The organism is Rhizobium favelukesii (genome assembly GCF_000577275.2).
In the GTDB taxonomy this organism is placed as follows: Bacteria; Pseudomonadota; Alphaproteobacteria; order Rhizobiales; family Rhizobiaceae; genus Rhizobium; species Rhizobium favelukesii.
In genome coordinates, this window is record NZ_HG916853.1 from 63,191 (window position 1) to 86,800 (window position 23,610).

The 23,610-nt window shown below is 58.0% G+C and carries 27 protein-coding genes and 2 pseudogenes; 9 read left to right on the forward strand and 20 right to left on the reverse strand.

Annotation, left to right across the window (positions count from 1 at the left end; translation table 11 throughout):
* Positions 1-15: 15 nt before the first annotated feature.
* A protein-coding gene (locus LPU83_RS59465; protein ID WP_112334090.1) for an IS630 family transposase occupies positions 16-1,076 on the reverse strand; the annotation gives its coding sequence in 2 pieces (ribosomal slippage) (positions 16-584 and positions 584-1,076; 1,062 coding nt in all).
* A gap of 211 nt (positions 1,077-1,287) precedes the next feature.
* Between LPU83_RS59465 and LPU83_RS59470 the strand changes: the two genes are divergently transcribed.
* Positions 1,288-1,662: a hypothetical protein gene (locus LPU83_RS59470; RefSeq protein WP_040680753.1), complete on the forward strand. Its 375-nt coding sequence runs from the start codon at positions 1,288-1,290 to the stop codon at positions 1,660-1,662.
* A 90-nt stretch (positions 1,663-1,752) separates the two neighbouring features.
* On the forward strand, positions 1,753-3,135 hold the full coding sequence (locus tag LPU83_RS59475; protein ID WP_037068948.1) for an IS701 family transposase: 1,383 nt from the start codon (positions 1,753-1,755) through the stop codon (positions 3,133-3,135).
* Between the two features lie 202 nt (positions 3,136-3,337).
* Here the strand turns inward: LPU83_RS59475 and LPU83_RS59480 are convergent, their stop codons facing one another.
* The 7 genes from LPU83_RS59480 to LPU83_RS59515 form a co-directional block, all read right to left on the reverse strand.
* A complete protein-coding gene (locus LPU83_RS59480) occupies positions 3,338-3,769 on the reverse strand; it encodes a hypothetical protein (protein WP_024318940.1) in 432 nt (143 codons plus the stop codon).
* Between the two features lie 124 nt (positions 3,770-3,893).
* On the reverse strand, positions 3,894-4,205 hold the full coding sequence (locus tag LPU83_RS59485) for a hypothetical protein (protein ID WP_024318939.1): 312 nt from the start codon (positions 4,203-4,205) through the stop codon (positions 3,894-3,896).
* Positions 4,202-4,525: a hypothetical protein gene (locus LPU83_RS59490; protein ID WP_157997371.1), complete on the reverse strand. Its 324-nt coding sequence runs from the start codon at positions 4,523-4,525 to the stop codon at positions 4,202-4,204. Before LPU83_RS59490 ends, LPU83_RS59485 begins: the two co-directional genes overlap by 4 nt.
* Positions 4,526-4,753: 228 nt before the next feature.
* Positions 4,754-5,152: a hypothetical protein gene (locus LPU83_RS59500; RefSeq protein ID WP_024318936.1), complete on the reverse strand. Its 399-nt coding sequence runs from the start codon at positions 5,150-5,152 to the stop codon at positions 4,754-4,756.
* Positions 5,149-5,370: a hypothetical protein gene (locus tag LPU83_RS59505; protein ID WP_024318935.1), complete on the reverse strand. Its 222-nt coding sequence runs from the start codon at positions 5,368-5,370 to the stop codon at positions 5,149-5,151. The genes LPU83_RS59500 and LPU83_RS59505 overlap by 4 nt, the downstream gene beginning before the upstream one ends.
* Positions 5,367-5,852, reverse strand: a complete 486-nt coding sequence (locus tag LPU83_RS59510; RefSeq protein WP_024318934.1) for a lysozyme — start codon at positions 5,850-5,852, stop codon at positions 5,367-5,369. Before LPU83_RS59510 ends, LPU83_RS59505 begins: the two co-directional genes overlap by 4 nt.
* Positions 5,836-6,063, reverse strand: coding sequence for a DUF7940 domain-containing protein (locus LPU83_RS59515; protein ID WP_024318933.1), 228 nt, complete (start codon positions 6,061-6,063; stop codon positions 5,836-5,838). Before LPU83_RS59515 ends, LPU83_RS59510 begins: the two co-directional genes overlap by 17 nt.
* 84 nt (positions 6,064-6,147) lie before the next feature.
* Here LPU83_RS59515 and LPU83_RS59520 point away from each other — a divergent pair, with 84 nt between their 5' ends.
* The gene (locus tag LPU83_RS59520) at positions 6,148-6,411 is read left to right on the forward strand and encodes a hypothetical protein (protein ID WP_024318932.1); all 264 of its coding nucleotides are present in this window, start codon (positions 6,148-6,150) and stop codon (positions 6,409-6,411) included.
* A 111-nt stretch (positions 6,412-6,522) separates the two neighbouring features.
* On the forward strand, positions 6,523-6,663 hold the full coding sequence (locus LPU83_RS73185; protein ID WP_167546222.1) for a hypothetical protein: 141 nt from the start codon (positions 6,523-6,525) through the stop codon (positions 6,661-6,663).
* 209 nt (positions 6,664-6,872) lie between these two features.
* Here LPU83_RS73185 and LPU83_RS59525 read toward each other — a convergent pair whose 3' ends face one another.
* The 8 genes and pseudogenes from LPU83_RS59525 to LPU83_RS73505 form a co-directional block, all read right to left on the reverse strand.
* Entirely contained in the window at positions 6,873-7,430 is a 558-nt protein-coding gene (locus LPU83_RS59525) for a hypothetical protein (protein ID WP_024318931.1), read from the reverse strand.
* Between the two features lie 281 nt (positions 7,431-7,711).
* Entirely contained in the window at positions 7,712-8,230 is a 519-nt protein-coding gene (locus LPU83_RS59530) for a hypothetical protein (protein WP_024318930.1), read from the reverse strand.
* A 577-nt stretch (positions 8,231-8,807) separates the two neighbouring features.
* Positions 8,808-9,992 (reverse strand): hypothetical protein, encoded by a 1,185-nt coding sequence (locus tag LPU83_RS59535; RefSeq protein ID WP_024318929.1) that lies wholly within the window; start codon positions 9,990-9,992, stop codon positions 8,808-8,810.
* Positions 9,992-10,306, reverse strand: coding sequence for a hypothetical protein (locus tag LPU83_RS59540; protein WP_024318928.1), 315 nt, complete (start codon positions 10,304-10,306; stop codon positions 9,992-9,994). Before LPU83_RS59540 ends, LPU83_RS59535 begins: the two co-directional genes overlap by 1 nt.
* 37 nt (positions 10,307-10,343) lie before the next feature.
* Positions 10,344-12,890 (reverse strand): phage tail protein, encoded by a 2,547-nt coding sequence (locus LPU83_RS59545; RefSeq protein ID WP_244656154.1) that lies wholly within the window; start codon positions 12,888-12,890, stop codon positions 10,344-10,346.
* The gene (locus LPU83_RS59550) at positions 12,853-13,293 is read right to left on the reverse strand and encodes a GNAT family N-acetyltransferase (protein WP_024319225.1); all 441 of its coding nucleotides are present in this window, start codon (positions 13,291-13,293) and stop codon (positions 12,853-12,855) included. Before LPU83_RS59550 ends, LPU83_RS59545 begins: the two co-directional genes overlap by 38 nt.
* Positions 13,293-13,961: a hypothetical protein gene (locus LPU83_RS59555; protein WP_024319226.1), complete on the reverse strand. Its 669-nt coding sequence runs from the start codon at positions 13,959-13,961 to the stop codon at positions 13,293-13,295. The genes LPU83_RS59550 and LPU83_RS59555 overlap by 1 nt, the downstream gene beginning before the upstream one ends.
* Before the next feature lie 566 nt (positions 13,962-14,527).
* Positions 14,528-14,914: pseudogene (locus LPU83_RS73505) on the reverse strand (terminase large subunit); the annotation flags it as partial.
* A gap of 70 nt (positions 14,915-14,984) precedes the next feature.
* On the opposite strand from LPU83_RS73505, the gene LPU83_RS59565 reads away from it, so the two are divergent.
* On the forward strand, positions 14,985-16,064 hold the full coding sequence (locus tag LPU83_RS59565) for an IS630 family transposase (RefSeq protein WP_037069542.1): 1,080 nt from the start codon (positions 14,985-14,987) through the stop codon (positions 16,062-16,064).
* 205 nt (positions 16,065-16,269) lie between these two features.
* Here the strand turns inward: LPU83_RS59565 and LPU83_RS59570 are convergent, their stop codons facing one another.
* The gene (locus LPU83_RS59570) at positions 16,270-16,443 is read right to left on the reverse strand and encodes a hypothetical protein (RefSeq protein WP_157997372.1); all 174 of its coding nucleotides are present in this window, start codon (positions 16,441-16,443) and stop codon (positions 16,270-16,272) included.
* Positions 16,444-16,594: 151 nt separating this feature from the next.
* Here LPU83_RS59570 and LPU83_RS59575 point away from each other — a divergent pair.
* Positions 16,595-17,285: pseudogene (locus LPU83_RS59575) on the forward strand (IS6 family transposase).
* 294 nt (positions 17,286-17,579) lie between these two features.
* On the opposite strand, the gene LPU83_RS59580 reads toward LPU83_RS59575, so the two are convergent.
* Positions 17,580-18,530 (reverse strand): polysaccharide pyruvyl transferase family protein, encoded by a 951-nt coding sequence (locus LPU83_RS59580; RefSeq protein ID WP_024318837.1) that lies wholly within the window; start codon positions 18,528-18,530, stop codon positions 17,580-17,582.
* A 101-nt stretch (positions 18,531-18,631) separates the two neighbouring features.
* Positions 18,632-19,591 carry a glycosyltransferase family 2 protein gene (locus tag LPU83_RS59585; RefSeq protein ID WP_024318836.1) on the reverse strand — a complete coding sequence of 320 codons (960 nt, stop codon included), beginning with the start codon at positions 19,589-19,591 and terminating at the stop codon, positions 18,632-18,634.
* Positions 19,592-19,763: 172 nt separating this feature from the next.
* On the opposite strand from LPU83_RS59585, the gene LPU83_RS59590 reads away from it, so the two are divergent.
* Complete coding sequence (locus tag LPU83_RS59590) at positions 19,764-21,245, forward strand: lipopolysaccharide biosynthesis protein (protein WP_024318835.1); 1,482 nt, start codon at positions 19,764-19,766, stop codon at positions 21,243-21,245.
* A gap of 264 nt (positions 21,246-21,509) precedes the next feature.
* On the opposite strand, the gene LPU83_RS72840 is transcribed toward LPU83_RS59590, so the two are convergent.
* Positions 21,510-21,695: a hypothetical protein gene (locus LPU83_RS72840; RefSeq protein WP_162392086.1), complete on the reverse strand. Its 186-nt coding sequence runs from the start codon at positions 21,693-21,695 to the stop codon at positions 21,510-21,512.
* Between LPU83_RS72840 and LPU83_RS59595 the strand changes: the two genes are divergently transcribed.
* Together LPU83_RS59595 and exoK are read left to right on the forward strand one after the other, a co-directional pair.
* Positions 21,679-22,797: an acyltransferase family protein gene (locus tag LPU83_RS59595; protein ID WP_374046227.1), complete on the forward strand. Its 1,119-nt coding sequence runs from the start codon at positions 21,679-21,681 to the stop codon at positions 22,795-22,797. The genes LPU83_RS72840 and LPU83_RS59595 overlap by 17 nt on opposite strands.
* Complete coding sequence (gene exoK / locus LPU83_RS59600) at positions 22,794-23,573, forward strand: endo-1,3-1,4-beta-glycanase ExoK (RefSeq protein WP_024318833.1); 780 nt, start codon at positions 22,794-22,796, stop codon at positions 23,571-23,573. Before LPU83_RS59595 ends, exoK begins: the two co-directional genes overlap by 4 nt.
* Positions 23,574-23,610: the final 37 nt, after the last annotated feature.

Here is a 23,610-nt window from a genome sequence, read left to right on the forward strand (position 1 = left end):
ACCAACATGCATTGATCAAAACCGATGCGCCCACTCGCGCAGTCCAATGGACATTATCTTCCAGGGTTGCGCGACGAGTTTGTTCCAGGCGGCACAGCAGTGAGCGACGATGTCCTCGTAGTCTGTGAAGATGCGGTTCGACAGCCAGTTGTCCCTCATAAACTGCCAGACGTTTTCGACAGGGTTCAATTCAGGCGAACGCGGCGGCAAGAACAGCAATGTGATGTTGTCAGGGACGCTGAGCTTCGGCGTGACGTGCCATCCGGCTTGATCGAGGATGAGGACCGCGTGAGCGCCGTCATCGACTGCCTGGCTGATTTCCAGCAGATGTTGATTCATGGCGTCGGTATCGCAATAGGGCAATACGAGGCCCGCGCCCTTACCTTTCTTGGGGCAGATGGCACCGAAGATGTACGCCCACATCGTCCGTTGATCCAGCGGCGCTGAAGGTCGGGTGCCACGGCGAGCCCATCGGCGGGTGATCTTGTTTTTCTGACCTATGCGCGCCTCGTCGGCCCACCAGAGTTCGATCTCGGTATTCTTCGGGAGGCTGCTTCTGATGGCTGCCAATGCGGCAGGGAACTCTTTTTAAAAGCGTCCACTTCGGGTTCATTCTGGGCGTAGTGGCGCGGCCGGGCAGACAGCTTGGCAAAGCCGAGAGCCTTCAATTCGCGACCAACCGTGGTCTCGTCCATCGAGATCCGGAATTCCTGGAAGATCCATTGGACCAGATCCTTGCGCCGCCACCGAACGACACCGTGGATAGCCGGGATCGGACCACGCTCTACAATCTTGGCCAAGGCCTGGCGCTGATCATCATTCAGCTTGGGCCGATTGCCGGGAGCCTTGCCGTTGAGGAGCCCGGCCGACCCGTGCTCATTGAAACGAACGACCCAGTCGCGAACAATCTGCAAGGTCACGCCCCCGATCCGGGCCGCATCTGTACGCGAGCCGCCGTCATAAATTTCCGCCAACGCCAGAAGCCGCCGCGCTTGAGCGGCATCCTTGGTCCCTTTCGCGAACTGCCGCAGAGCAGGACCATCAAAATCATCGCGCAATGCAATCGCCGAACCCATTGCAAACCTCCCGTTTGCCCCATGGATTCAGATTTTCACCGATTCGGGAATCCCAAGTGAGTCGCACTCTGCGCTCGCTGGTATAAGGGGCTCAATGGCCCGAATATGTTGTGCTCGAAGCGCCACTTCGTCGCAGGTCTGAGCATGCCTCCACCCCCGCTGGCTCCCATCTCTTCGACATGAGTTCTTTGCACCTGAAAGGACCTGAGAAATGCCCCTAAACCTTTTTCTTGATGGTATGGACACCGTTGCGAACACGGGAAGGTTTTTCGTCGAACTCACCGAGCGCATAGGAGATGGTAAACTCGTTGGCGACGAGGACGTTACGCATCTCGCGAGAGCATTCGGATTAAAGATTCCCTCCGACCTGGTGGGAGCTTCCATAGTTTCGTTGGAGGAGGGTCACGACGCAGAGCAAGCGACGGAGCGAAAAGACGAGCCTGGTCGGCTCCGAATGGTTGTCACCTATCCACCCGTAGTAGTTCCTCCAGACTCGGGCGTAGTCGAGAAAAAATTCAAGAAGTGCCTCAAGGTTTGTCAGACTGTTGGCGGTGCTAAGCTCGACTTTGTACAAAATCGGTGGTGATTTCGGGGGCATCTGAGCAGCCCTGGGTGAATCAATTCGCCGCAGGGTCCCGGCCTTGCGCCATTCGTTTGATCGGATTCGAACGAATGGATGAGCGAACAACATGATTGTAGCCGTGAGCCGGGAGACGCGGTCCCCCACATCCTTCGCAAATGGCTGTCGCCGTTTCGTTTCTGGTTTACCGCGCCAAGCTGGGAGCATCTGCTGGTCCTGGTGATGGGTGCGCTCCTTTCGCCTGGCAAGCGAACGGTGACGGCCTGCCTGCGCATCACCGGACGCGCGGAGGTAAGTAATTTTGCCGCCTATCATCAACTCCTCAACCGAGCCCGCTGGAACCCTCGCACGTTGGCGGCCCGTCTGCTGTCCATCATTGTTGCCCGGCTCGTGCCCGAGGGCCCTGTCGTGATTGGCATGGATGATACAATCGAACGGCGTTGGGGCCAACGCATCGCCGCGCGTGGAATTTATCGTGACCCGGTGCGCTCCAGCCATGGCCACTTTGTCAAGGCCAGCGGCTTGAGATGGTTGAGCTTCATGGTTCTTTCACCTGTCCCATGGGCAAAATGTATTAAAGCCCTGCCGGTGCTGACGATCCTGTGTCCCTCTGAGCGCCATGATCAGAAGAAGGGCCGAAAGCACAAGCTGCTGACTGATTGGGCAAGGCAAGGCGTCTTGCAGCTTTGCCGCTGGCTGCCGGGCCGCGAAATCATCTTTGTCGGCGATAGCAGCTTTGCCGTTCATACACTGGCTGCGGCTCTTCCCGACACGGCCACTCTCATCACGCGGTTGCGTCTGGATGCCAGTCTCTTTGCTCCACCAGATCAACGGCACGAACATACGCTCGGGCGACCGGCGCAAAAAGGCAGGCCATTGCCGAAACTGAAAACGCTCCTCAAAGACGCAAAGACCGAGTGGCAGCGCATCGTCGCATCGTCCTGGTACGGCAAGCAAACCGACAAAACCCTTGATGTCACATCAGGAACCGGCCTCTGGTATCGGCGTGGAACGCCCCCAAGACCAATTCGCTGGGTTCTCGTTCGCGATCCATCAGGCCGTCGTGAACCCCAGGCGTTCATGAGCACCAACGTCAACCTTGAGCCCGCTCAGATCATTGCCTATTTCGTTCGGCGCTGGCAGATCGAGGTCACCTTCGCCGAAACGCGAGCGCATCTTGGCGTGGAAACCCAACGGCAGTGGAACGACAAAGCCATCATGCGCACGACCCCGTCGCTGCTGGCGCTCTACAGCCTCGTCACACTCTGGGCATGCGATCTGCTCGGTCATGGCGTCCTTCCCTATGCCGCCGCCTGGTACAAGAAAACAGAGTTCACCTTCTCCGATGCCATCGGTGCGGTTCGCATGATCCTGTGGGATCAGGATATTTATCGACAGCACCCGCCAGACCCGGACATTCCTGAAACTCAACCAAGCCGCCTCAAGCGGATGACACAAGCACTTTGCTTCGCTGCATAATGTACAAAGTCGAGCTAAGGTATGTGCAGAGGTATGTGTCAACATTGACATTGGCTTTGGAGGAATCGGCGGCAAGATCACTGCAACCGTATCGGTAGCTTTTTAGCAGGCTGCCTGGCGCACCAGGACTGATCACGACGTGACTAATATTGCACAACAGAAAAAGCCGCCTCCCCGATTAAGGAGGAGGCGGCCTGATTGCTTAAGGAGCGGGAGCCGACGTGGAAATCATGATTGTCCATTCGCCTTTCGGCTTCCCCCAGGGCTTCTCTTTGTTAGTGCTGAGACCAATCTTGTCGATTCCGGAAACGCCCGGCCCCACAAATTTGAACCACGTTTCGGCACCCTTTCCGCCAGCGTTTGGTGAAGGGCAATAGACATGATAATCCTTCTTCGCGACGCTCTGACCTCCAGACATGAAGTTCGCATGTGCGACTACCCACATCGGTCTCCAAGGCCTGCCATTACTAGCCTTTATCGTGACGTTGCCATCGTTGTTGAGCCAAAGATCTACGAACTGATTTTTGTCATCATTAAAGAATGCGTGAACGCCGCTCGTGTCATAGGCGTTCGCACGTTCCGCGCATACGGCAAAGAGTATAGCGAGAAACGCGCTGACCAAAAGATTGCGCATTGCATCATCCTCCAACCTAGTTGCACTTCGGTATAACGGACGCCAGTTTAAATTGAATAGAAACGCCATAATATTTAAACCTTAAGATGCACTACGTCATCCAAAAGAGGTATTGCCGCCTTATCTATGAGCGATTTTGCGTTCGCGAGTTCGACTGGTTCTCGACAATCCGATCTACGCGGAGCGTCATATTGTCGACAGCCGCCTTCACCCCGCTGATCGCCTCCATGATCTGGTCAGTCGTCTCGCGAAGCCCAGCCTTTGAAACGTACTGCTCGGCCACGTGAAGCTTGTGGGATGCCAACGTTTCTGCGACCTTTTCGATGTCCTTGCGGTTTTCCGCGACCTTGCCCTCAATGCGCCACCAGATCGCCCAGCCGGAGCCGGCGACCGTGAGGAAGAACAGCACCACCTTCATGATTTCTTCTGGCGTCATTGCGAAGCCTCGCGGGCTGTGATCACATTCGAATCATCAATCGGAGAAGTTGCATGTTCGAAGATGTTGAAATCAACATTCCATGCCCCGGATGCGGACAGAAGACGAAGAAGAGCGTCGCTTGGTTGAAAGCGAACAAGCAATTCACCTGTGACGGATGCAGCAATGCAGTCACTGTGGACGCAGAAAAGCTCTTCGCCGGAATCAAGAAGGCCGACAAGACCTTGGCGGATTTCCGGAAGAAGCTCGCTCGCCGCGAAAAGCGCTGACAAGTAGTCTTCTAGGTCGGCGGTATCGCACCGCAATTTAATCGTGGTCATTTCGTCACCACCTTACCCGTCAGTCCGGCGTCGCGGTCGGCGTAGAAGTCACGTAGCTCGAGGTGCTTGCGGGCGCACGATAGTAGTCTGGCCCGGTCTTTCTTCCAGTAATATTCAAGGAGTGCCAGAGTTAGCTCCTTGTCGCCCAGGTCGACAGGCCCGACGCACCGCTCGAGCAATACGCTGTCCGGCTTGGTGAGCTTGGGCAACGGCGGGACGACGACCAGCTTATCGGATCTGGTTGATGCGGCGCACGCTGGGAGCGCTAAGCACAACGCGACCAGCATCAGGATCTTGGTCAGCTTCACGCTGTAGCTCCTCGATTTGAGTTTGGAGGGATTCGCTTTCGGACTGCATCGCAGCAATGCGGGTAGCCTCGCGAGCTTTGGCTGCGTCCTGCGCTGCAGACTGCCGTTCGATCTCAGCATCGCGCGCCGTTACGGCCTGCCGCTTCATCTCGGCGATTTCTGCCGTGAATTTTCCGGCCGCAGCCTGATATCCGGAATCGTAAATCCGGTTACAGGCTGTGCTGGCCGCAAAGAAGACAAAAGCGGCGAGGACCAGCGCGCCGACGGCGCTGACAAGCCACTTGTCGACGCCAAGGAGTCTTGCGATTGCGCCGATCATTGCGCCACCTGCGCGGCGGCGATCTGCTTGGCCATGACTTCAGCGGTCGCTATCCAGCCCTTGATAATCGCGCCGAAAGCGTTGATCCCGCTCATGACGGCGATTGTCTGATCCTTCGTCAGGAATGCAGACCAGTCGAACAATTGCAGGCCGCCCACGAGCGAGGAAAGGATCGCCAGACCGTAGAAAATGTAGTTGGTGATTTTGGTGGAGTTCATGCGACCGCCTTGAGGCAAAGCGCCTTTTCCTGCGCGCGCCGCTTTACCAACCCGCCCACTACTCGGCCGCCCGCCTTGTTGAACATGGTGAGTGAATCGCACGCGCCTCGTATGTCGCCAGCGTTCAACTTGTGGGCCGCAGTGGACCTGCAGAACGTGCCGACACCGACGTTGTAGGTGAGAGACAGACCGGCGACGTAGGTCTCGATCGGCAATGCGTCTGGTGCCTTAAGGCACGCGCGCATCCCCTGCTCATGCACGATGAGGCTGTCAACGAGCATGTTATCGCAAGTCGCCTTGGAGAATTTCATCCCCGGCTTGATGTCCTTGGTCGCGCCGTAGCAAGCGGTCCAGATGCCGACCACGTCGCGGTATGCGTAGAGCCGCAGCCCTTCAAAGCCGCCGACAGTCTGGATTGCCATCGATCCTGCGAGCGTCAGCGCTGCTAGGCCGCCGCCCGCGGCCTTAAGCCTTGTTTTCATCAGTGGTTTCCTTGTGTTCCGCCGCTTCAGGCTGCGCCAGCATGCGGCCGACGTACGCCCCGCCAAGCAGCAGCAGCGTCAGCCACCACGGCAGGTAGTCGGACACGGCCGGGACCAGATTGAGGATGATGTCGGCCAGCGCCGCGAGCTCCATGAGCCGCAGCGACCAGGCGCGCGAAAGCACCCGGCGCCAGTCGGGGATGAGATTCATGGGGATGTCCTGATTTTTGTAGCGTCCGTTAAGCTGGCAGCACAGCATCGAAGAAATGCTTGCGGTCCATAAAAACGCTCCCGATTGCGTGGTAAAGAAGAGGCGCTAACCAAAGGAAGAGGCGCAGAAATCAATACGCCCGATTACGATCCGAAGAACGTCGCTCGGTACGGCCGTGCAACCATCATCCTGAGTGCGCTCGCTGCCGCGCTCGTGATCTACGGTCTCTGGTCCGTGCTCCCGTGGGTGTATTTTACCTACGGCAGGCGCTGGTTGGCGCTAGTAGTCGTGATTATCGTCGCCGCGCCGGCCGTGTTTCGATACGTGGTGAGATACATTCTTCGCTGAAGGCAGGGTGCGATAGACCACTCACGAAATTTGTCAACCTCCCCAGATAAGTGTTCGACCCATAGTAGCCCTCAAACGTTCATCCCGTTAATTGCGGCTGAGAGGTGAACAATGCTCGATTCTGAAAACCCGACCAAACGCGATGAACCGCCTTTACGTGCACCGCTGCCTGAAGGCGAGGAATTCTTCGACCCCTGGGAAGAAGAATTTCGCAAAAGCTACGCAAAGGACAATATGGCGTTCGATTTTTGAACGGAGCGGCCAGTGATTTTTTCGCTGACAGGTAGACAATCCACGCCTATTGGTTGACGTGCCGGCAATCGCCGGTTGTGCTTTTATGAGGCCGACCGAGATGCGGTCAGTTTCTTCTGTGATGCGTTATGAAGCCCGCCCGACCCCGGCGGGCTTCTTGTCTGTCATGGCCACGAATGGCAAAGTCTCCGCGCGCCGCACCTCCAGCGCTACAAATCAAAGTCCTGTTGAAGGTCACTGATCGTCCGGGCGAGGCCGAGATAGTAGTTCTTCCCATCATTCTTGGTGAATATCACCCATTTTCCCGTAATCTTTCCGTCCGTATTGCGCTTTTCGACCGGCAAGGTTGCTACTGCTTGCGCTAGCTCATCAATAGCCTGAGGTGTTATGACTTGGTATTTCACCGGATCGAGGATTTCATCGACCATGGTATTGAGGCCGTACCTTCCACGCGCTGGGAAGATATTGGCAGGGAGGTAGCGTGCCGAGAAGTAATGTTTGTGCCATAACGCCTTAAGCGACTCGTCCTTGAATTCCGTCACAGTTACATCGCTATTCGGCTTGCCGGCCTCTACGTCGTGGACTGCGTCGATGACCTCGGTTGGGTCGATGCCAAAGGCGATCATGTGTACGAAGATGTCGCGCCACCACGATTCAGACATCCGGGAAAGAAGCTCCTCATCGCGTACAAAATGCGCTATGAAAGCATCGAATGCCTCTGTCGTGATCGTTAGAGCGCGATCTTGAAGTTTCACCGTCCAGGCCATCAAAAAAGTCCGGATTCGTTCGCAACCCAAGCCATCATAACCAAGCTATGGCGGCGGACGAGGTTTGCAACCTCAACTCGTACGAATGCATTGTAATATAGCAACCCGTGTGGCTATCTGTCGGGGACTTAACGGACAGATGATCAACTCTTTCGCCGCCCTGCAGGGACGGGTGTGACGGTTGTAAATGCTGCGTCGGACGGGACTGGTCGCCAAACTAAGACCCGTCGTTGGAGCTCCGAAACAGCTCCAGCCGCCCGATCAATGCCGGGAAGCGACTGTCAGGCGTTAGGCCAACTTGCGGCAGCGGCTGCCGTTTCTGCCTCGGCGACGGTCACCGCGATTTCTATCGCGGCTTTGGTTCCAAGGCGCACGGCCTCGATCGCGCCGCCGATGACCTGCCATTGCGTGAATGCGGCGTAGATGACGTTCGCAACCTCGCCGATGGTCGGCGCGGTAATCCCGACTTCGGCGGCCAACAGCGGAAAGCTGGAAAGTTCCAGCGCCTCGGAAGCTTCGATGGCGGCCAGATACCGCTTCGCCTCGTCTGACTTCTGCTGATAGGGCATGGCCTGACCAGATCCGCCGGTGATGTATTTCAACCGTTCAGTCTCAGCGGCGATGTCTATCGATGCCCTAAGCTGTTGCTTCAACGTCGCTGGATCCGGCCCGGGAGGATTGAAGAACGTGACCAATTCTGGATCGTCAATCGGCACCGCGATATCATCGAACCCCTCTTGAGGGAGCGGAGACACCGAAACAATCTTCCCATCGCGCCTTTGGACGTAATAAACGTTCATACTACCCTCCAATTCTTGGGATTGTTACATCGACCCAGCCGCGAGTGCGAAACTCCCATTGGAGGGTCGCGTGCGGACTGCCGATGCAGCCAAGAGGAATGGAGCCCGCCACATCGGTGTCATATCCGCTTTCTAGCGCAGTGTAGGTGGCAGTCGTGGTGCTATAGAATTCCTGATAACCCACGTTTACGACGGCCACGAGGCTGCTGGCGGCTATGGGTTTGACTTGGAACAATGCCTGCACGCGGACACCCAGTGGAACGCTTATTGCAATTGGCGCTAACGTACGGGTGGTAGAGGCGAAGTCCAGCACAGATGTCGCCCATATTGTTCGATTTCCGACTTGAGTGAAATCGATAATCTGCGACGAAGCGTTGGTTCTGAGTGCTCCAAGTCGCTGAGACAAAACCCAACCAGAAGGCAAATTTGGTGCGGTTGCCGAGCCTGAGATCAATACGTCCGTGTCGCCAGTGCTTGTCTGACGTATCGCATGGGCATGATAACTTGAGTTCGCCGCGATTGATCCAGTATCTAGGCCACCATTTCCCGTGCCCTTAACCCAAGCGGCATTGATCTGCTACGTGAACGCGGCCGAGGTTTTGACGAATACCCCACTTTTTTTGCCTTCGAGTACTGCTATGCCGATCACCGTTGCAGATGATCTGGATAGCTCTCCACCCTTCAGGTATTCCATGCCAATACGATCGTTTACTTGAACGTCAGTAAGTTTCTTGATGAGTTTGCCCGTGGATGAATTGAATGCCGCGAAATCATCTGTAGCAACACCGCCGGCTGGACCGACGACGTCGCCTATACCCGTTCCGTCCGTGCCTTTTTGCGCGAGAAGCTGCCACCAAGTATTTGACGTGGTGGGCAAGTTCGGCGGGGCATTGCCGGTTGTCGCCGCGATTGCAATCCAAGTCGAGCCGTTGTGGAGAACGGAATCAGTGACCGCGTAGGCCGTAGCATTGTCGTAAGCCCCGCGGGGGTTAACGCCGGTCGCTCCGGTAGCGCCACGCGCTGCGAGCAAGCCCCAGGTGGCTCCCGCTACAGGTGCCACGTTGGTGTTGTCGACGAGCGCAATCCACGATGCATTGTTGTAGCTGACAGCGTCGTCTTTCTCGTACGCCGTCGCGCCGCTCCAAACGCATTTCCAGTTAAGGCCGCGCGGTCCTGTGATGTACGCAGGATCGCTCCAATCTCCGGAAGATGCCGTTACCTTCGAATATATAGCCGCCCGCCCGTCGCCGACGTCGGACACCAAAACAGCGTAGCCCGGAACCTGCAAGTCACAGGCGGCGCGATCTGCAAGCGCATCAACCTGCACATCGTAGTTGACGCCCTGCGTCAGATCCTGCCTCGTAAGCAGGCCCATAGCGCCCGGCCCGGTAAAGTACGGCACGGTGTTTGGCTGGCCAGTCAAGCCGGAGAATGCCGTTATGTTGCCATTCATAAGCTGCTGCAGAAGTTGACGAGTCGACGTCGCCATGCGGGCGTTGTCGCTCTGGAGCATGACCTCGTAGGCAGCATCCGTCTGCGACGGGCCGGGCCAAGGATTGGCCAGCGTCAGCGCACCGTTGCCCTCGATGGAGGCGATGCGGATCGCATAGCCCTTATGCACGCCAAACCAGTCGCCCGGCAGAATCGGGTTGCCTTCACCGTTGGGAGTTCCCCAAAAGGTATTGATGCCGGTTACTGCCGTGCTGCCGTCGGCAACCGTTGCGGTGCCCTCCTTGTAGGAAGACGGAAGAATGGCAGCCATTAGATCGCCTCTGGAGTTTCGGTTTCAGCCGTCGATGGTGTTTGATTGCGGGCAAGATAAAGCTGCCGCTCGAACTCGGCGGCGTTTGCCTCGGCCGCTTGCAAGCGGGCCGTCAGTTCCTCGACGCGTCTTGCCAGCTCGGCATTGCCCTCATTGCGCTCGTTAACGTCACGCTGTAGGGCTAAGACCTCTTCGGCCTTGTCGTGGAGAAGCTGAGACAGCATCAGCACTCGTTGCTCGAGAAAACTCTTCTGCGCTGCCGTCTCGACAAGCTGCACCTGCGGCGAAATAGTGATTTTGTTCTCTTCGGACATTGCGGCTCCTACACGAGCTCGTCGAACGCGTACCAGGTCACCGTGTGGGCGAACCGGTGGAGATCGTCACGACGAAGCTGTTGACGTTGATTGTCGCCCATAGATTCGGGTGACCGGGAACAACCCCGATACTCGACTTGAGCATGATGAAAGGTGGGTAACTATAGGCCTTCGTCAGGCCGACGTTGGCCGAGCCGGCTCCTGCAAAGGTGATCTGCCCGTTGACCGTGCCGATATTTGCGACGTTCAGTGACAGCACGCCGGACTGAAAGACGAGCGGGTTGCTCACGTTGCCAAGGTCGGCTTGGTTGGCAACAACGAACTGCTCGGCGACCACGAGGAAGCGCGTGGGCTGCGACGGTGAACTCGGGACGTCGAGATACCAGGCCGCTGCCTTGAAGCTGCCAGCGCCTCCCGCGCGTGCCTCCGCGCCGATACGCGCCGCATAGCCAGACGGCCCCGCGTTCAAGGTCATTCGGAAATTCGCCGTCGCAACGTCACCCGTATTGGATGCGGCAGAAAGCGAGGTGATAGCAGACGCCAGTGCATCGCCTTGCTCGTCGATCTGCACCTGCAGCGAGTCGATCGCCGTGGCGACCGTGGTATCGACATAGACCTCCAGATCCTCCAGGCGCAGCGCCAGAGCCGAATTCGGCCCGGTGGCGATCGTGATGGCATTGAGGTAGCTGGCCGTGATGCTGCCATTCGTCAGCACCATTTCCGTGCGCAACTGCTGACGCGCCAGGAACTTGCCGAAGTCCTCGTCGGCTTGCAGGCGTGAGATGCGCTGGGCCTCAAGGATGGTCTGACGGGTCCCGTCTCTGATCCATGCCGTCGCATCGTTGACGAGCTCCTTAACCCCCTCAACGACACCCGGCAGATAGATATCCATATCCGTCAGCCGGACGTTGGGCGTCGTGACCGGGAGCCAGTCGCTCCATTCCATGAGCCGGTCGGGATCGGACGGCACGAGCTGCCCGCGTACGCCATAGGCATTATTCGGCAAGAGGTTCTGCGCGATGATGACAGAGCCGACGTCAGCGCGAAGGGTGTTGCCGCGATAGACGACTACGAAGGTTTCGGCATCACGCACCTCCCATTGCACGCCGATGACGCCAACCAGCCCGCCCGGCGAGTTGTCCCAAACCATGCGGATTGCAGGCCTGCGGCTGTTGCTGGCGTTATCGAGCAGCGTGTACGGCTCGATGAACCAATCGATAATTGGCTGAGGCTGCGGCACGACAGGGCCAACGGCACCATCAACCGGCGGATGGAACTCCGTTTCCGAGTCCCAATCGTAATCTGACGGATCAACCTCGGTGATGTCGACCATCACATCGAGATTGCCGCGGTCGACTGCACCGTCGATCACGAACCACTTGTTCGCGTAGCCATTGCGGACCGATGTCCACTGGATGACCTCGCCGGGCACCGCATACGGCCAGAAGCTTGGCGGCAGCACGATCGTGTGTCGGCGAGCTCGGAGCGCGGCAAGGAGCGCCGACTTCATCAACCGCTGCACCTGCTCGGCATACGGCACCAGGTCAAAAGACACATCAGCCAGGAGTCGTCGGTTGCCGTCCTTCGCTTCCAGATCTGGCCGAAGGTATGGAGGCGCAGTCTGCGTCACCCATCCATTGGCCGGCTCGGGATACGTCCCGTTGATACCGTTGATGGTGTCCGCCAAGCCGTAGAACGGCGTGAACGTCTGCCCGTCGGTCGACAGGATATCGTCATCCGTGAAACTGATCGTTGGCGTACCGGGCTCGCCGACAAACAGGCGATAGACGCCACCGATCTCCGAGAGCGAGCCTTGGCACGCCGTCAAAAGGTTCTCGACGGTCGCATTGACAGGCTGATCAACGGAGATCTCGCCGCCCGATCGATACTGTGTGCCGTCACCGGAGACAGAAACGATAACCTTGCGGCACTCGTTGATTGCCGTGATCCAGTTTTGCACCGGCAGCCGCGCAGTCGTCAGGCCCTGAACACCGTAGACCCAGCGGGTTCCGAAGCGAAGGCCGCGCATGATGTTGTAGGTCTGAACGGCCGGAAGCCGGTCGCCATCGCCGCCCCAGGTCGACGGATCGCTATAGCGTTGCGGTCCGGAGCCGCCGACGACGGTGGAGTCCTTCGAAGGATCGTAGAGCGGGATGCCGTCAACGACGAAGGTCACGGCCGGGAAGCCGCTGAACATGTTCCTGGTCGCGCGAGCATGCACAACCGCATAGGCCACACCGTAGCCGATCCGGTCCGCGCCCCAGGGGCGCTCTATGCTCTGGGCATAGGTGTAGAGCGCCGGATCAGCGGCCGTCTGCTTGCCATTGTAGAATTTGACGTAGAGGTTCGGGCCGCTGTTTTCGTAATCCGGGATCGAATAACCGAAGGCCGTGTTGTTGTTGCCGGCCGGATCATAGGTCACCTTCTTGCCATCGACCCAGATCTCGACGAGGCCGGTGATTGGCAAATCGGAAATCGCGATGACCTGAGTAAACCAGGCGTTCGGCGTATCTCCATCATTACCCCAGGTATTCGACCAGACGAGGTTAAAGCCTTTTGATGAAAGCCGTTTCGGCTGCGGCATAGCCGCTTCTCGAGTAGAGCCGCGCCACTGCTTCCGGCCGAGCCGAATGCTGCGCCGTCAACTTGACGACAGCGCAGCCCGATGAAGCGGCCCACGTTTCGAACTTGGCGATAAGTCCTCTGGCCAGTCCTGCGGAGCGATGGTCAGGATCCACATACATGGCCACCTCTTCTGCCATGCGCTCGCCGGTCAGGTAGTTGCTGCCCGCACGCGCGATGAGGAATCCGCAAGGCGCATCGCCCGCAACGATGGCGAGGTATTCTGCACTCGCTATCGCTTGGCCAAGGAATGCGCGCACGCGGTCAACCTTGAAGGGATACGAGCCGCCCGCTTCTCCGTGGAAACGTTCTGCCAGCGCAACGAGCGCCGGCAGGTCGCTCAGTCGCGCCTCGTAAATGTCCATTAGAAAATCCCTAGGAACTTCTTGCGTTTCTTCAGCGTAGGCACCACGCCCTTTTGCGAGCCCCACCAGATTTTCCACGTCGGCGTTGTGGCTGCGTCTTTGTAGAAAGTGTCACCGACATTTCGGAGAACCTGCGTCTCATGGCTCCGCGTCTCGGCGTTGGCTCGCGTCATCTCTTGCGTATGGCTGACACAGGTCAGACTGACGCCGCCCGTCTCGTTTTCGCTTGGTGTCTCTATGACGAGATTATCCGCGAAGCCGACGAAGCGGTTTTCAGCCGGCGCAACCATCTGCCTGGCGTCCGGATCGAAAAGACCGCGATAGACTTCCACGCGTGCCTGGCGAATGTCATAATCGCGCACGAGCTGCTGCACGTGGTCATCGATCTGCGACATCTGGATCGTGATGTTCTGCACGCTCATATTCTTGACGAGGGGAATATCGCTCATCTGAATCAGCGTGCCGGAACCGTAGAAGTTGCGGGTTTCTGTCAGGCCGGTATCGGGATTGATGACCTGGGCCGCAACATCGCCCCAGTCGCTCCACGTGCCATCGGGCACAAGTTCGCCCGTCGTCCGATCACGGGCGACTATCCAGAGGAAGTCACGTGCAACGAGACGGCGCTCCTGCAAGGCCGCGACGTTGGCGGCAGTCATATTGCGAGGCATCAGCGGGCCTCCCAGGCGTCGAATGAAATGGAGCCCATTCCGGTGGAAAGGTCAGTCTGCGAGCTGACGCTGTCAGGATCAATGGACATGATGCAGTGAGGGCGCTTGACGCTCACTGCCGTGCCGGGTGCGACCGACGGCCAGAGGTGCGGCCGCACTTCAAGTGTCGGAAACACGCCAGAGACGTTTGCTACAGCATCAGACTGCACCCAATGCAAGTCGGTAGTTCCGACCTGTATCATGTCGCCTTCAGACAGCTTGAACCCCGGAGGGAAACCCTGAACGCTGATCACCTTGCGATTGGAATCGATACCGGTAATTCCGCCGGCCCCATCGAATGCATCGCCCGTTGGCCAAGATCCACGAGGATAGGCGATCGGGTAGCAACGGGATAGGTTGACGCCGAGGAACGTCTGGATTCCGCCATCCATGCTGGCAAGGATCGCCCGCCACTTGTCGACAGTGTTGGCTCTCACAAGCTTTGTCACGTAAGAGGCCCGCCAGATCGGCGAGCCGAGATCCTTGGCAAAGGTCTTGCCGCCGGCCGTGCGAGACCGCTCCTGGCGATAGATGTGGCTGACAATGCGTGGATCCTTCGACGTCTCAGCGTCGTCTATCCATCGTGAGAAAAGGTCGTTGTCGGTAGCGGCCTGCGTGGAGATGGCGAAAAGCATAGCCTTGCCATCATAGGCGCCCTGTGACGTTTCGATTGCCTCGACGAAGTCATCGGTCGGGCCTTTGATCTGCCCGACTTCGTCCAGAATCGCCAGGACAGGCGAGCCGCCATGCGCGCTTTTTGCTTCCGCAGAACTTGCCTGGTATTCGACATTTCTTGCCAGCCCAACGATCATTTTCGCTGACGGCACAATTCTTGCGAGCTTTGAAAGTTCCGGCGACATCATAATCATTTTGGCGCTGTAGTTAAAGACTTCAGCGGCTTGCTTGCGCGACCTAGTGGTTTGATCGAGACAAAAGAGTCCGATTTAGGATTCCAATTTTTGCGCGCATATGCGACGATCTGGCATGCGCACAGGTATCACATTTGAGGTTTCCGCTGACGACCGGGTTCGTCTCAACGCAATCGTTTCGGCGGGCAGTTCGCCGCAAAAGCATGTGTGGCGGGCGAAGTTTATTTTGATGAGCGACGCGGGTCTCGGAACCGTCGCGATCATGGAGGCGACGGGCAAGTCGAAGACCTGCGTCTGGCGTTGGCAGGAGCGCTTTATGACGGAAGGCGTAGACGGCCTTTTGCGCGACAAGAGCCGGCCGCCCGGCACTGCGCCGCTTGAGCTTGACCTTGTCGACCGGGTTGTGGCCCTGACGCAGGAGCCGCCCACGCAGGAAGCCACACACTGGACTGTTCGTGCGATGGCAAAGGCTGTGGGGATTGCGGCATCCTCAGTCGTCAAGATCTGGCACGAGCATGGTCTCGCACCGCATCGGTGGCGCAGCTTCAAACTATCGAACGACAAGGCTTTCGCCGAGAAGCTTCACGATGTGGTCGGTCTCTACGTCTCGCCGCCGGCCCATGCGATTGTCCTTTCCGTCGATGAGAAAAGTCAGATCCAGGCGCTGGATAGGACGCAGCCGGGTCTTCCCATGAAGAAGGGTCGTGCCGGCACGATGACCCATGATTACAAGCGCCACGGCACCACGACACTTTTCGCTGCCCTGAATGTTCTCGACGGCTCCGTCATCGGCCGCAACATGCAGCGCCACCGGCATCAGGAGTTCATCCGCTTCCTCAACACGATTGAGGCTCAGTTGCCGAAGGACAAGGCGGTTCACGTCATCCTGGACAACTACGCCACACACAAACAGCCCAAAGTCCGGGCCTGGTTGGCGCGGCACCCACGCTGGACCTTCCACTTCGTTCCGACATCCTGTTCCTGGTTGAACGCCGTCGAGGGGTTCTTCGCTAAGCTCACCCGGCGACGACTGAAAAACGGTGTCTTCCATTCCGTTGTTGATCTTCAGGCAGCCATCAACCGCTTTATCAAAGAGCACAACGAACAGCCCAAGCCGTTCATCTGGAAGGCAGACCCTGACGACATCATCGCAGCCGTCAGACGAGGGCACCAAGTGTTGGAATCAATCGACTAGCCCCGGATACGATTCTTCCGTTTTGATATGCCTCCGGTCCCACGATATGTGCCAGCAAGAGGCAAAACAATCCGGCGACCATCTGGCGTTTCGAGGAGACGGAGACCGAGGAGTCTGACGGTGTCGGAAAGCTCGAGATCAAACTCCGCAATCGTTCTGAGGCCCCCGTTGCCACCTACGACAACGGGGTAAAGATCAAGGATTTTCATCGGGAAGCCTCGCGGTTGCCGGCGAAAACCAACGGAAACCAGTGCGCCTTGGCGTATTTCCGCTTGATGCTTTTTGCTATTGGCATGTCGAGCATTCCGCCGTCGAAGGCGTAAACCAGTGCATTGGTCGGCGTCGCCACTATCTTGTTCGCAGCAACGAGTTGGGTCATCGCAGCGATCGCTGCTTTCGACATGTTGACCCAGATTGCGACTTTGCTATCAGGATGCCCCCAAATCTCGTCGCCATCGAATCCTGGGATGTCGCGAGAGGGCGTTGTCACATAAACCAGATGTCAGTGGGTAGGGCATAGAACTGGTGGGATGAAGAAGTCATCCATCAGCTACAAGCGTCACCGATTCCCGCAACAGATCATCGCCCATGCGGTCTGGCTGTATTTCAGATTTCCTTTGAGCCTGCGGCTGGTCGAGGAGCTACTGCTGGAGCGCGGGATCATCGTCTCGTATGAAACGATCCGGCGATGGGGACGGAAATTCGGGCCGGCTTACGCAAAGCAACTCCGTCGCAGGCAGCCTTCGCGCCAGGACGTCTGGCACCTCGATGAGGTTGTGGTTTCCATCGCCGGCCGAAAGCACTGGCTTTGGCGTGCCGTCGATCAAGACGGCTACGTTCTCGATGAAATCGTTCAAAGCCGGCGCGACACCAGGGCTGCAAGGCGATTGCTGCGCAGGCTGCTGAAGAAGCAAGGCATGCCACCCAAGCGGATCATCACCGACAAACTCCGCTCCTATAGTGCGGCCAAACGTGACCTCATGCCAACGGTCGAACACCGGTCTCATAAGGGTCTCAACAATCGAGCGGAGAATTCTCATCTGCCACTGCGAAAACGGGAGCACCAGATGCAGGGTTTCCGATCAGCTGGAGGCAACGACCTTCTCCGCCATCCGAAATCTCTTCGTCGCACAGCATCGCAGCCGCTCTGCTCTCGCCACTCACATTCATCGTGTCCGCGCCATGGCGCATTGGAAAATAGTGACGGGTGCCATTGCCTGATCTTAGGCAGCCGCGCGGTCGTTCGTTCTCCGCTCGATAATGTGACAACTCCGCTGCGGGAATTCCTCGACGTCAAACGGCAATCAGGCCCAGGAGCGGCCATCGCACATGCGGCCGGAAGACCGACGGCGATCCCGGCGATTGTCAGCGGGATATGGGGCGATAAAACCGAACGCTTTCGGACCCGGAATGCCGACGCCCTGATCGGGCTGGGAGGCGACGGCGCCTTGCGCTACCTGCTTCAGCCACCAGGCAACGCTCGAACAGCGTGATGGTGGCTGAAGAGCCGGACGGTCACAGATAATCGCGGCGTACGCTCTCGATCACATGCAGGAACTGATCCTTGCGGTCGGCGAGGACCTGATCCGCGCTCAGTTGCGGGGACGCCCGCATCGCCTGCCACAGGGATAATGCCGACGGGGCAGCCAGAAACTGCTTTGCCGCGGCGCGCAGCGAAGTCTGCCTCGGTTCCTGCACCGCCAAAGCGACATTGCCGTCAATCTTCCGCTTGTTCGGATCCTCGAGGGCAGGTCTGTTCGTATCGAAATCGACGCCCCAGAATCGCGCACCCTTGATGATCGCTTCGGCCCGGCTGGAGACCGGAACGTGACGCGGTCGATAGGTGACGCCGACGGTCTGCGCCCAGTCGTTCCATTTGAAACTGTTGATGCTGTCCGAGGTCGTCACGGAGATCCACGGCACACGGAAGGCATCGGCGAGAATAGCGCCGTGCATGGATTCCGCCACGATCATTTCCGACTGCGCAATCTGGCGAATGACGTCCTTCGCCTCCCCGCGCGGATCGATGTAGTTCAGGCCGACCATCGTGCAGACTGCCGGCCACATGCCGGCGATTGCCGATTCCCAATGCGGCACGAAACTCTTCTTGTGGACCTTCGGCAGGTTCCTGAAATCGGGCATTTCGGCGACCATGACGGCGGGATCGATGATTCCGAGCCTGGGATCGATACCCACTTTCTGAGCGGTCAAGGGTCCGCGAACGCAGCGAATGTCCCATTCCGCCCTGTGGCTCATATCTGGCAACGAGCCGTAGCCGAAGCCGGACCCGAGCACCAGCTTGTGGCGGCCTTCCGGCAAAAGGGCGCGGTTGAGGACCGTACCGACACCGACGAGCAGGGTCTCCGGGTGTACGTCTCGAAAACCCGGAATCAGGAAGTCCCAAAGCCAGAGGTTGAGGTCGTCGCCAAAATTTCCGTGCTCGGATTCCCAGTAGTATGGGTCCATGACCATCTCCTGTGTGCGTTACGGAAGGTTTCTCAAGGGTGATCTGCCTCAGCAATCACGCGCTTCAATGGGTGTGGCAAAAAATGCTGCACCTGCTAAGGCTAGCGGGATAGTTTACCCACGGCAAGCTGGAACGCACTTTGCAACAGCCTGGGGTCGCGCCAAATCCAGCGGGCGAGCAGATCGAACTGCGGCATCTTTCGCCGTTTGATGCGCCTTGCCTGGCTCCAGAGCGCCTGCCGGCGCGCCGTGTGCTTGTAGGAATGTATGGACGCGATTTCCGTCGGTTTGCGCGAAAAGCGTCCTTCCAAAGTGTCGAGAGCAACCCAGGTATTGAACTGTTGCGAGAGAAATTGAGGAGAATCGTTGTCGATGCTGTGAAAGATGTTCACGCCTTCGCCTCGTACCGCACCGGGTTCGTTGCACAGCACGATCCGCTTGGCTGCAATGGCGCAATCGCAGAAGAACAATACGTCTTCGGCCGCCAGCCGCAGTTCGGCTTCAAATCGTATGGTCTCGAAAAGCCGTCTGCCGAGCACCATGCAGGACAGGTGAAGGAAGCTCCAGTTGCGCAGCATGACCTGCGGAAAATCCGGAACCTCGAGCAAAAGTGGCGTTTCGGAGAGGCGGATGACCGTCTCGGTTTTCTCCAGTTCGGCCATGCCGAAATGGTAATAGAAGGCATCTCCCCCTGTTATCGATGCCCAGTAGCAGTCCGATTCGAAACGGGTCATCGTCTCGTGGGCGTTGAGGAGATGATCCTTGGTCCAAAGGTCGTCCGAGTCCAGAAAGGCGACAAACTCCGCCTCAGAGGAGACGTTATCCAGACCCGTGTTTCTTGCACCGCCGGGTCCGGCATTGGCCTGCTTGATGACTCGGACGCGGGCGCGCTCGTCTTGAGACAGTCTGTCGAGATCGGTTTCGATCGGAAACGGAGACTGGTCATCGACGATGACGATATCGAAATCCTGATAGGTCTGCGCGAAGACCGACGTCAGCGCCCGGTGCAGGATTCCTGCCTGTTTCTGGTAGTAAGGAATGATAACCGTAAACTTTGCCATCTTTTCGCCCCTGCGGTTTCTCTAGAAGATGTCCCTGGTTTCCTCCCTCGGGTAGCGGCCCGGATGTCGAGGAGTTTGACCTCCCTCGTGAGCCGCCTCAGTCATTTTTGAACTTCGTGCCCAAACATCCTCCCTCTCGATGATCCTCCCATTGCCATACAGGATGTACGCCATGCCCCCTACAGTTAACGTCAAATCCGTTACGAGCAATGTCGGTTGGAGCGTTTTATCCAAGACAAGCACATTCGGGCTTAAGTTTGTCACCGTGCCGATTCTGGCTCGTATCCTCACGCCGGAGGAGTTTGGAGCGGTCGCCGTCGCCCTGACTGTTGTGCAATTTCTGGCGATGATTGGTGGTGCCGGATTGACCTCCGCACTGGTGATCCAGCGGGAAGAGGACATGGAAACGGTTCATTCCGTCTTCTGGGCAAATCTTGCAATTTCCTGCCTCATGGCACTGGGCCTCTTCATCGGCGCGGACTTCTTTGCGGCGCTCCTGGGTGCGCCGGAAGCAGCTTACCTGTTGAAAGTCATGAGCTTTCTTATACCCCTTCAGCTCGGTGGAGATGTCGCCTATTCGCTCCTTGCCCGGCGGATGAATTTTTCCAAGGACGCCGTGTGGTCGATGATTTCCGAATCGCTGGGAGCTGTGGTCGCCGTCGTTCTGGCAATCTTCGGGTGGGGTGTCTGGGCGCTGATGGCGCAACTGTTCGCGTCGGCGCTGGTGCGCTTGTGCGGCCTGTACGCCGTATCCCATTACCTGCCGCGGTTCGTGTTCAACCCGGGCCGGGTTCTGGGCCTGGGCCGTTTCAGCCTTGGCATGATGGGTTCCGAAGTCGCAAACTTCATCACCTTCCAGTCGCCGATGGTCATCATTTCGCGATATCTCGGCCTTGCTGACGCCGGCGCCTATTCCGCTGCCAACCGTTTTGCGAGCATCCCAAACCAGGTGGTTCTATCGGCTGTCATGGGGGTTCTGTTCCCGGCCTTCAGCGGCATGATGCATGACAAGGAGCGCCGGTCGCAGGCCCTGATGTTCAGCACGCAGGTGACGACCGTGCTTCTGGCACCAATGATGTTCGGTATCTGGGCATTGGCGGAACCGGCCATGCGTGTCCTGTTCGGACAGCAATGGGCCTATGCCTGGCCTGTCCTTGGCCTGCTTGCGCTGTCCAAGGGCATTCTTACACCCTGCAGCACGTTCATTCCCTATCTCAAGGGCGTTGGGCACGGTCGCGCGCTGTTCTGGTCGGCAATCATCCGGGCCATCGCCACCTGCGTTGCCGTCGCCTATGGCGCAGCCTCGGGCTCTCTCATCAACGCGATGATCTGGCTGTGCATCGTCAACGCCGTCACGCTCGTCGGATATTCCTGGGCGGTGTTTCGCGCCGACGGCACACCGTTCCTGAAAGGTCTTTACATCAGCAGCCGGCCCATGCTGGCGGCGCTGGTGATGGCGCTTGTCGTCCGCTTCCTGCTTGATACGTGGGGCGGGATGATTCCGAACGAAGTCCTGCAGATTCTGGTGGGCGCCGCCGTCGGTGGGATGATCTACTGCTTGCTGGTCATCCTGTTAGAGCGTGATCTCCTGCGAAAGATTTATACGCTGATCAAAAACAGACGCAAAAACAGCGCCGTGGATTCGTCCGAGTGAGGTGCGGCAACCGGCCTGACGCGCCTTCTTCTGGCACAAACTGCCGCTGAGCGACACAATTTCATAAACCCTGGCGTGCAATGTCGAGTCGTTTCCAAAGAAAATCGGAGACGACTGCGTGCTGCATCCTGATCTTCATCAGAACATTTGGATGTTCTGCAAGACCCTGTGGTTAAGGGCTTTTCGCCGAGCCCGGGACGGAAAAGCAGCCGGGCCGATCGTCTGATCGTGTCTTGGATGTCTGCGTGCATTGCAGCAAATCGCTCATTTTTTTGCTGCGTCGCCATATTTTTCCGGCCGGTCTGCTCTATCTTCGAGATCGCAGGCCAAAATCTGCTCTGGTTGAACCGGCTGCTCTTGGGGGAGACAGCAGCCCAAACAGAGGATGTCGTCTTTGATTATCGACGCTAACACATCGGCGCGGATCAATCTGATGCGCATCTTGCTCATCTCGGGTATCGTCTTCGTACACGTTCCCCACGATCCACTGACAAGCCCGTTTACGGGTGACAACGGTTTCATCGACTGGATCCGCGTTTTTCTGGGTGACAGCCTTTTTCGCGTCGGGGTCCCGTGCCTCAGTGCCATATCCGGCTATCTGCTGTTTCGCCGCGGACTCGGGGCCTTCGACTACGGAAAAACCCTCCGCTCCAAGGCGCGCACGGTTCTTCTGCCATTCCTGATCTGGAACCTGGCCTTTCTCATTCTGGTGCTGGTTGCCCAGCGAAGCGGTATCGGCTTCGGCTATCTGCCGGATGCGATCAATGCGACGCCGCGCGAGTTGGCGACGCTGGCAACCGCCCTGGAAGCGGCACCGATCAACATTCCCCTCTATTTCCTGCGCGACCTCTTGCTGTGCATCCTGCTGGCACCGCTTCTTGCCGCCATGATCAGCCGATTTCCGCTGGCGACCCTGGCGCTCTTCTTCATCTATGTCGTCTTTCCCGTTCCAAACGGCATCTTCCTGAAGAAATCCATCCTGTTCGGCTTCAGTTGCGGGATTTATGTGAGCCTTCACAAGGTTGACATTCGAACTCTCGACCCGTTCGCCGGCCGGATTGCGGGCCTGTTTCTCGCCGCTGCGGTCATGCTGGCAACCGTCCTTTACTGGACCGGTCCCGATTACCCCGTCTGGGTGGACATCCTGCGCAGCCTCGTGGCGCTTTGCGGCATCATCGGTTCATGGGCGATCTCCCTGCTGCTGATCCGCTCACGTCTCGGTATGCGCCTGTCGAAGCTGGAAGGCCTGAGCTTCTGGATTTTCTGCGCTCATTATCCGTTGCTGATCCTCTTCTGGATGATCTGGAACCGCACGGGAAATGCCGATTTCTATCCGCTCTTTTATTTTTCGGCACCGATCCTTGCCCTTGCCATTCTGATCCTGACCCACAACGCAACGCGGGTCCTAACGCCACGGCTCCACGCCGTGCTGACGGGCAGCCGTGCCGGCAAATCGACCCAAGCACCGGCACCGGCAGTGTCCCCGTCGCTCGGCCTTCCGGAGAACGACTGGCAAGGCCCCTACCCTGCAAAGAAAGAGGTTATCCGATGACCACGACCTTTACGCGCCTTGTGAGCGCAACGTTTCTTTCGGCCGCTCTGTCGACGCCTGCATTCGCGGATGCCACAAAATCCGGAACATCGTTTGTGGAGAACTTCGACCGCATCGACCCGCAGGTCTGGTACGTCTCGGACGGCTGGGACAATGGCGCGCACCAGAATTGCACCTGGTCGAAAAAGCAGGTTGCCGTTGAAAACGGCGTGCTGGAATTGACGTTCGAACAACGCAAGGCCGGCAAGCGAAGCTATGTCTGCGGCGAGATCCAGACCCGCAAACGCTTCGGCTTCGGCACCTATGAGGCAAGGATCAGGACGGCCGAAGGCTCCGGGCTGAATTCCGCCTTTTTTACCTATATCGGGCCGACCGACAAGAAGCCCCATGACGAGATCGATTTCGAGGTGCTTGGCAAGGATTCCGGCAAGGTTCAGGTGAACCAGTATATTTCCGCCAAGGGTGGCAATGAAAAACTGGTCGATGTTGCCGGCGGCGCGAATGCCGGTTTCAACGACTATGCCTTTGTCTGGGAACAGGGTCGCCTGCGGTATTATCTCAATGGCACCCTCGTCCAGGATGTGACGGACGCCGCCAAGATTCCCGTCAATGCGCAAAAGATCTTTTTCAGCCTCTGGGGCACGGACACCTTGAGCGGCTGGATGGGAAAATTTGACTACAGGGGCCCGGCGACGATGCAGATCGATCGCATCGCCTTCACCGCACCCGGCGACAAATGCACGTTTCCTGAGTCCATCACCTGCACGCTGAACTGAGTCCTGGCGGCGTCTACCACACAGTCAGGAAGACGAT

Coding starts and splice junctions, on each gene's coding strand:
- LPU83_RS59475 (WP_037068948.1), top strand. CDS start 1,753: ATGAGCGAACAACATGATTGTAGCCGTGAGCCGGGAGACGCGGTCCCC.
- LPU83_RS59550 (WP_024319225.1), bottom strand. CDS start 13,293: ATGGACATTTACGAGGCGCGACTGAGCGACCTGCCGGCGCTCGTTGCG.
- LPU83_RS59570 (WP_157997372.1), bottom strand. CDS start 16,443: ATGACCCAACTCGTTGCTGCGAACAAGATAGTGGCGACGCCGACCAAT.
- LPU83_RS59555 (WP_024319226.1), bottom strand. CDS start 13,961: ATGCCTCGCAATATGACTGCCGCCAACGTCGCGGCCTTGCAGGAGCGC.
- LPU83_RS59515 (WP_024318933.1), bottom strand. CDS start 6,063: ATGAATCTCATCCCCGACTGGCGCCGGGTGCTTTCGCGCGCCTGGTCG.
- LPU83_RS59470 (WP_040680753.1), top strand. CDS start 1,288: ATGCCCCTAAACCTTTTTCTTGATGGTATGGACACCGTTGCGAACACG.
- LPU83_RS59480 (WP_024318940.1), bottom strand. CDS start 3,769: ATGCGCAATCTTTTGGTCAGCGCGTTTCTCGCTATACTCTTTGCCGTA.
- LPU83_RS59580 (WP_024318837.1), bottom strand. CDS start 18,530: ATGGACCCATACTACTGGGAATCCGAGCACGGAAATTTTGGCGACGAC.
- LPU83_RS59540 (WP_024318928.1), bottom strand. CDS start 10,306: ATGTCCGAAGAGAACAAAATCACTATTTCGCCGCAGGTGCAGCTTGTC.
- exoK (WP_024318833.1), top strand. CDS start 22,794: ATGACCACGACCTTTACGCGCCTTGTGAGCGCAACGTTTCTTTCGGCC.
- LPU83_RS59585 (WP_024318836.1), bottom strand. CDS start 19,591: ATGGCAAAGTTTACGGTTATCATTCCTTACTACCAGAAACAGGCAGGA.
- LPU83_RS59505 (WP_024318935.1), bottom strand. CDS start 5,370: ATGAACTCCACCAAAATCACCAACTACATTTTCTACGGTCTGGCGATC.
- LPU83_RS59500 (WP_024318936.1), bottom strand. CDS start 5,152: ATGATCGGCGCAATCGCAAGACTCCTTGGCGTCGACAAGTGGCTTGTC.
- LPU83_RS59485 (WP_024318939.1), bottom strand. CDS start 4,205: ATGACGCCAGAAGAAATCATGAAGGTGGTGCTGTTCTTCCTCACGGTC.
- LPU83_RS59595 (WP_374046227.1), top strand. CDS start 21,679: ATGCGCATCTTGCTCATCTCGGGTATCGTCTTCGTACACGTTCCCCAC.
- LPU83_RS59525 (WP_024318931.1), bottom strand. CDS start 7,430: ATGGCCTGGACGGTGAAACTTCAAGATCGCGCTCTAACGATCACGACA.
- LPU83_RS59545 (WP_244656154.1), bottom strand. CDS start 12,890: ATGCCGCAGCCGAAACGGCTTTCATCAAAAGGCTTTAACCTCGTCTGG.
- LPU83_RS59565 (WP_037069542.1), top strand. CDS start 14,985: ATGCGCACAGGTATCACATTTGAGGTTTCCGCTGACGACCGGGTTCGT.
- LPU83_RS59590 (WP_024318835.1), top strand. CDS start 19,764: ATGCCCCCTACAGTTAACGTCAAATCCGTTACGAGCAATGTCGGTTGG.
- LPU83_RS59510 (WP_024318934.1), bottom strand. CDS start 5,852: ATGAAAACAAGGCTTAAGGCCGCGGGCGGCGGCCTAGCAGCGCTGACG.
- LPU83_RS73185 (WP_167546222.1), top strand. CDS start 6,523: ATGCTCGATTCTGAAAACCCGACCAAACGCGATGAACCGCCTTTACGT.
- LPU83_RS72840 (WP_162392086.1), bottom strand. CDS start 21,695: ATGAGCAAGATGCGCATCAGATTGATCCGCGCCGATGTGTTAGCGTCG.
- LPU83_RS59530 (WP_024318930.1), bottom strand. CDS start 8,230: ATGAACGTTTATTACGTCCAAAGGCGCGATGGGAAGATTGTTTCGGTG.
- LPU83_RS59535 (WP_024318929.1), bottom strand. CDS start 9,992: ATGGCTGCCATTCTTCCGTCTTCCTACAAGGAGGGCACCGCAACGGTT.
- LPU83_RS59490 (WP_157997371.1), bottom strand. CDS start 4,525: ATGACCACGATTAAATTGCGGTGCGATACCGCCGACCTAGAAGACTAC.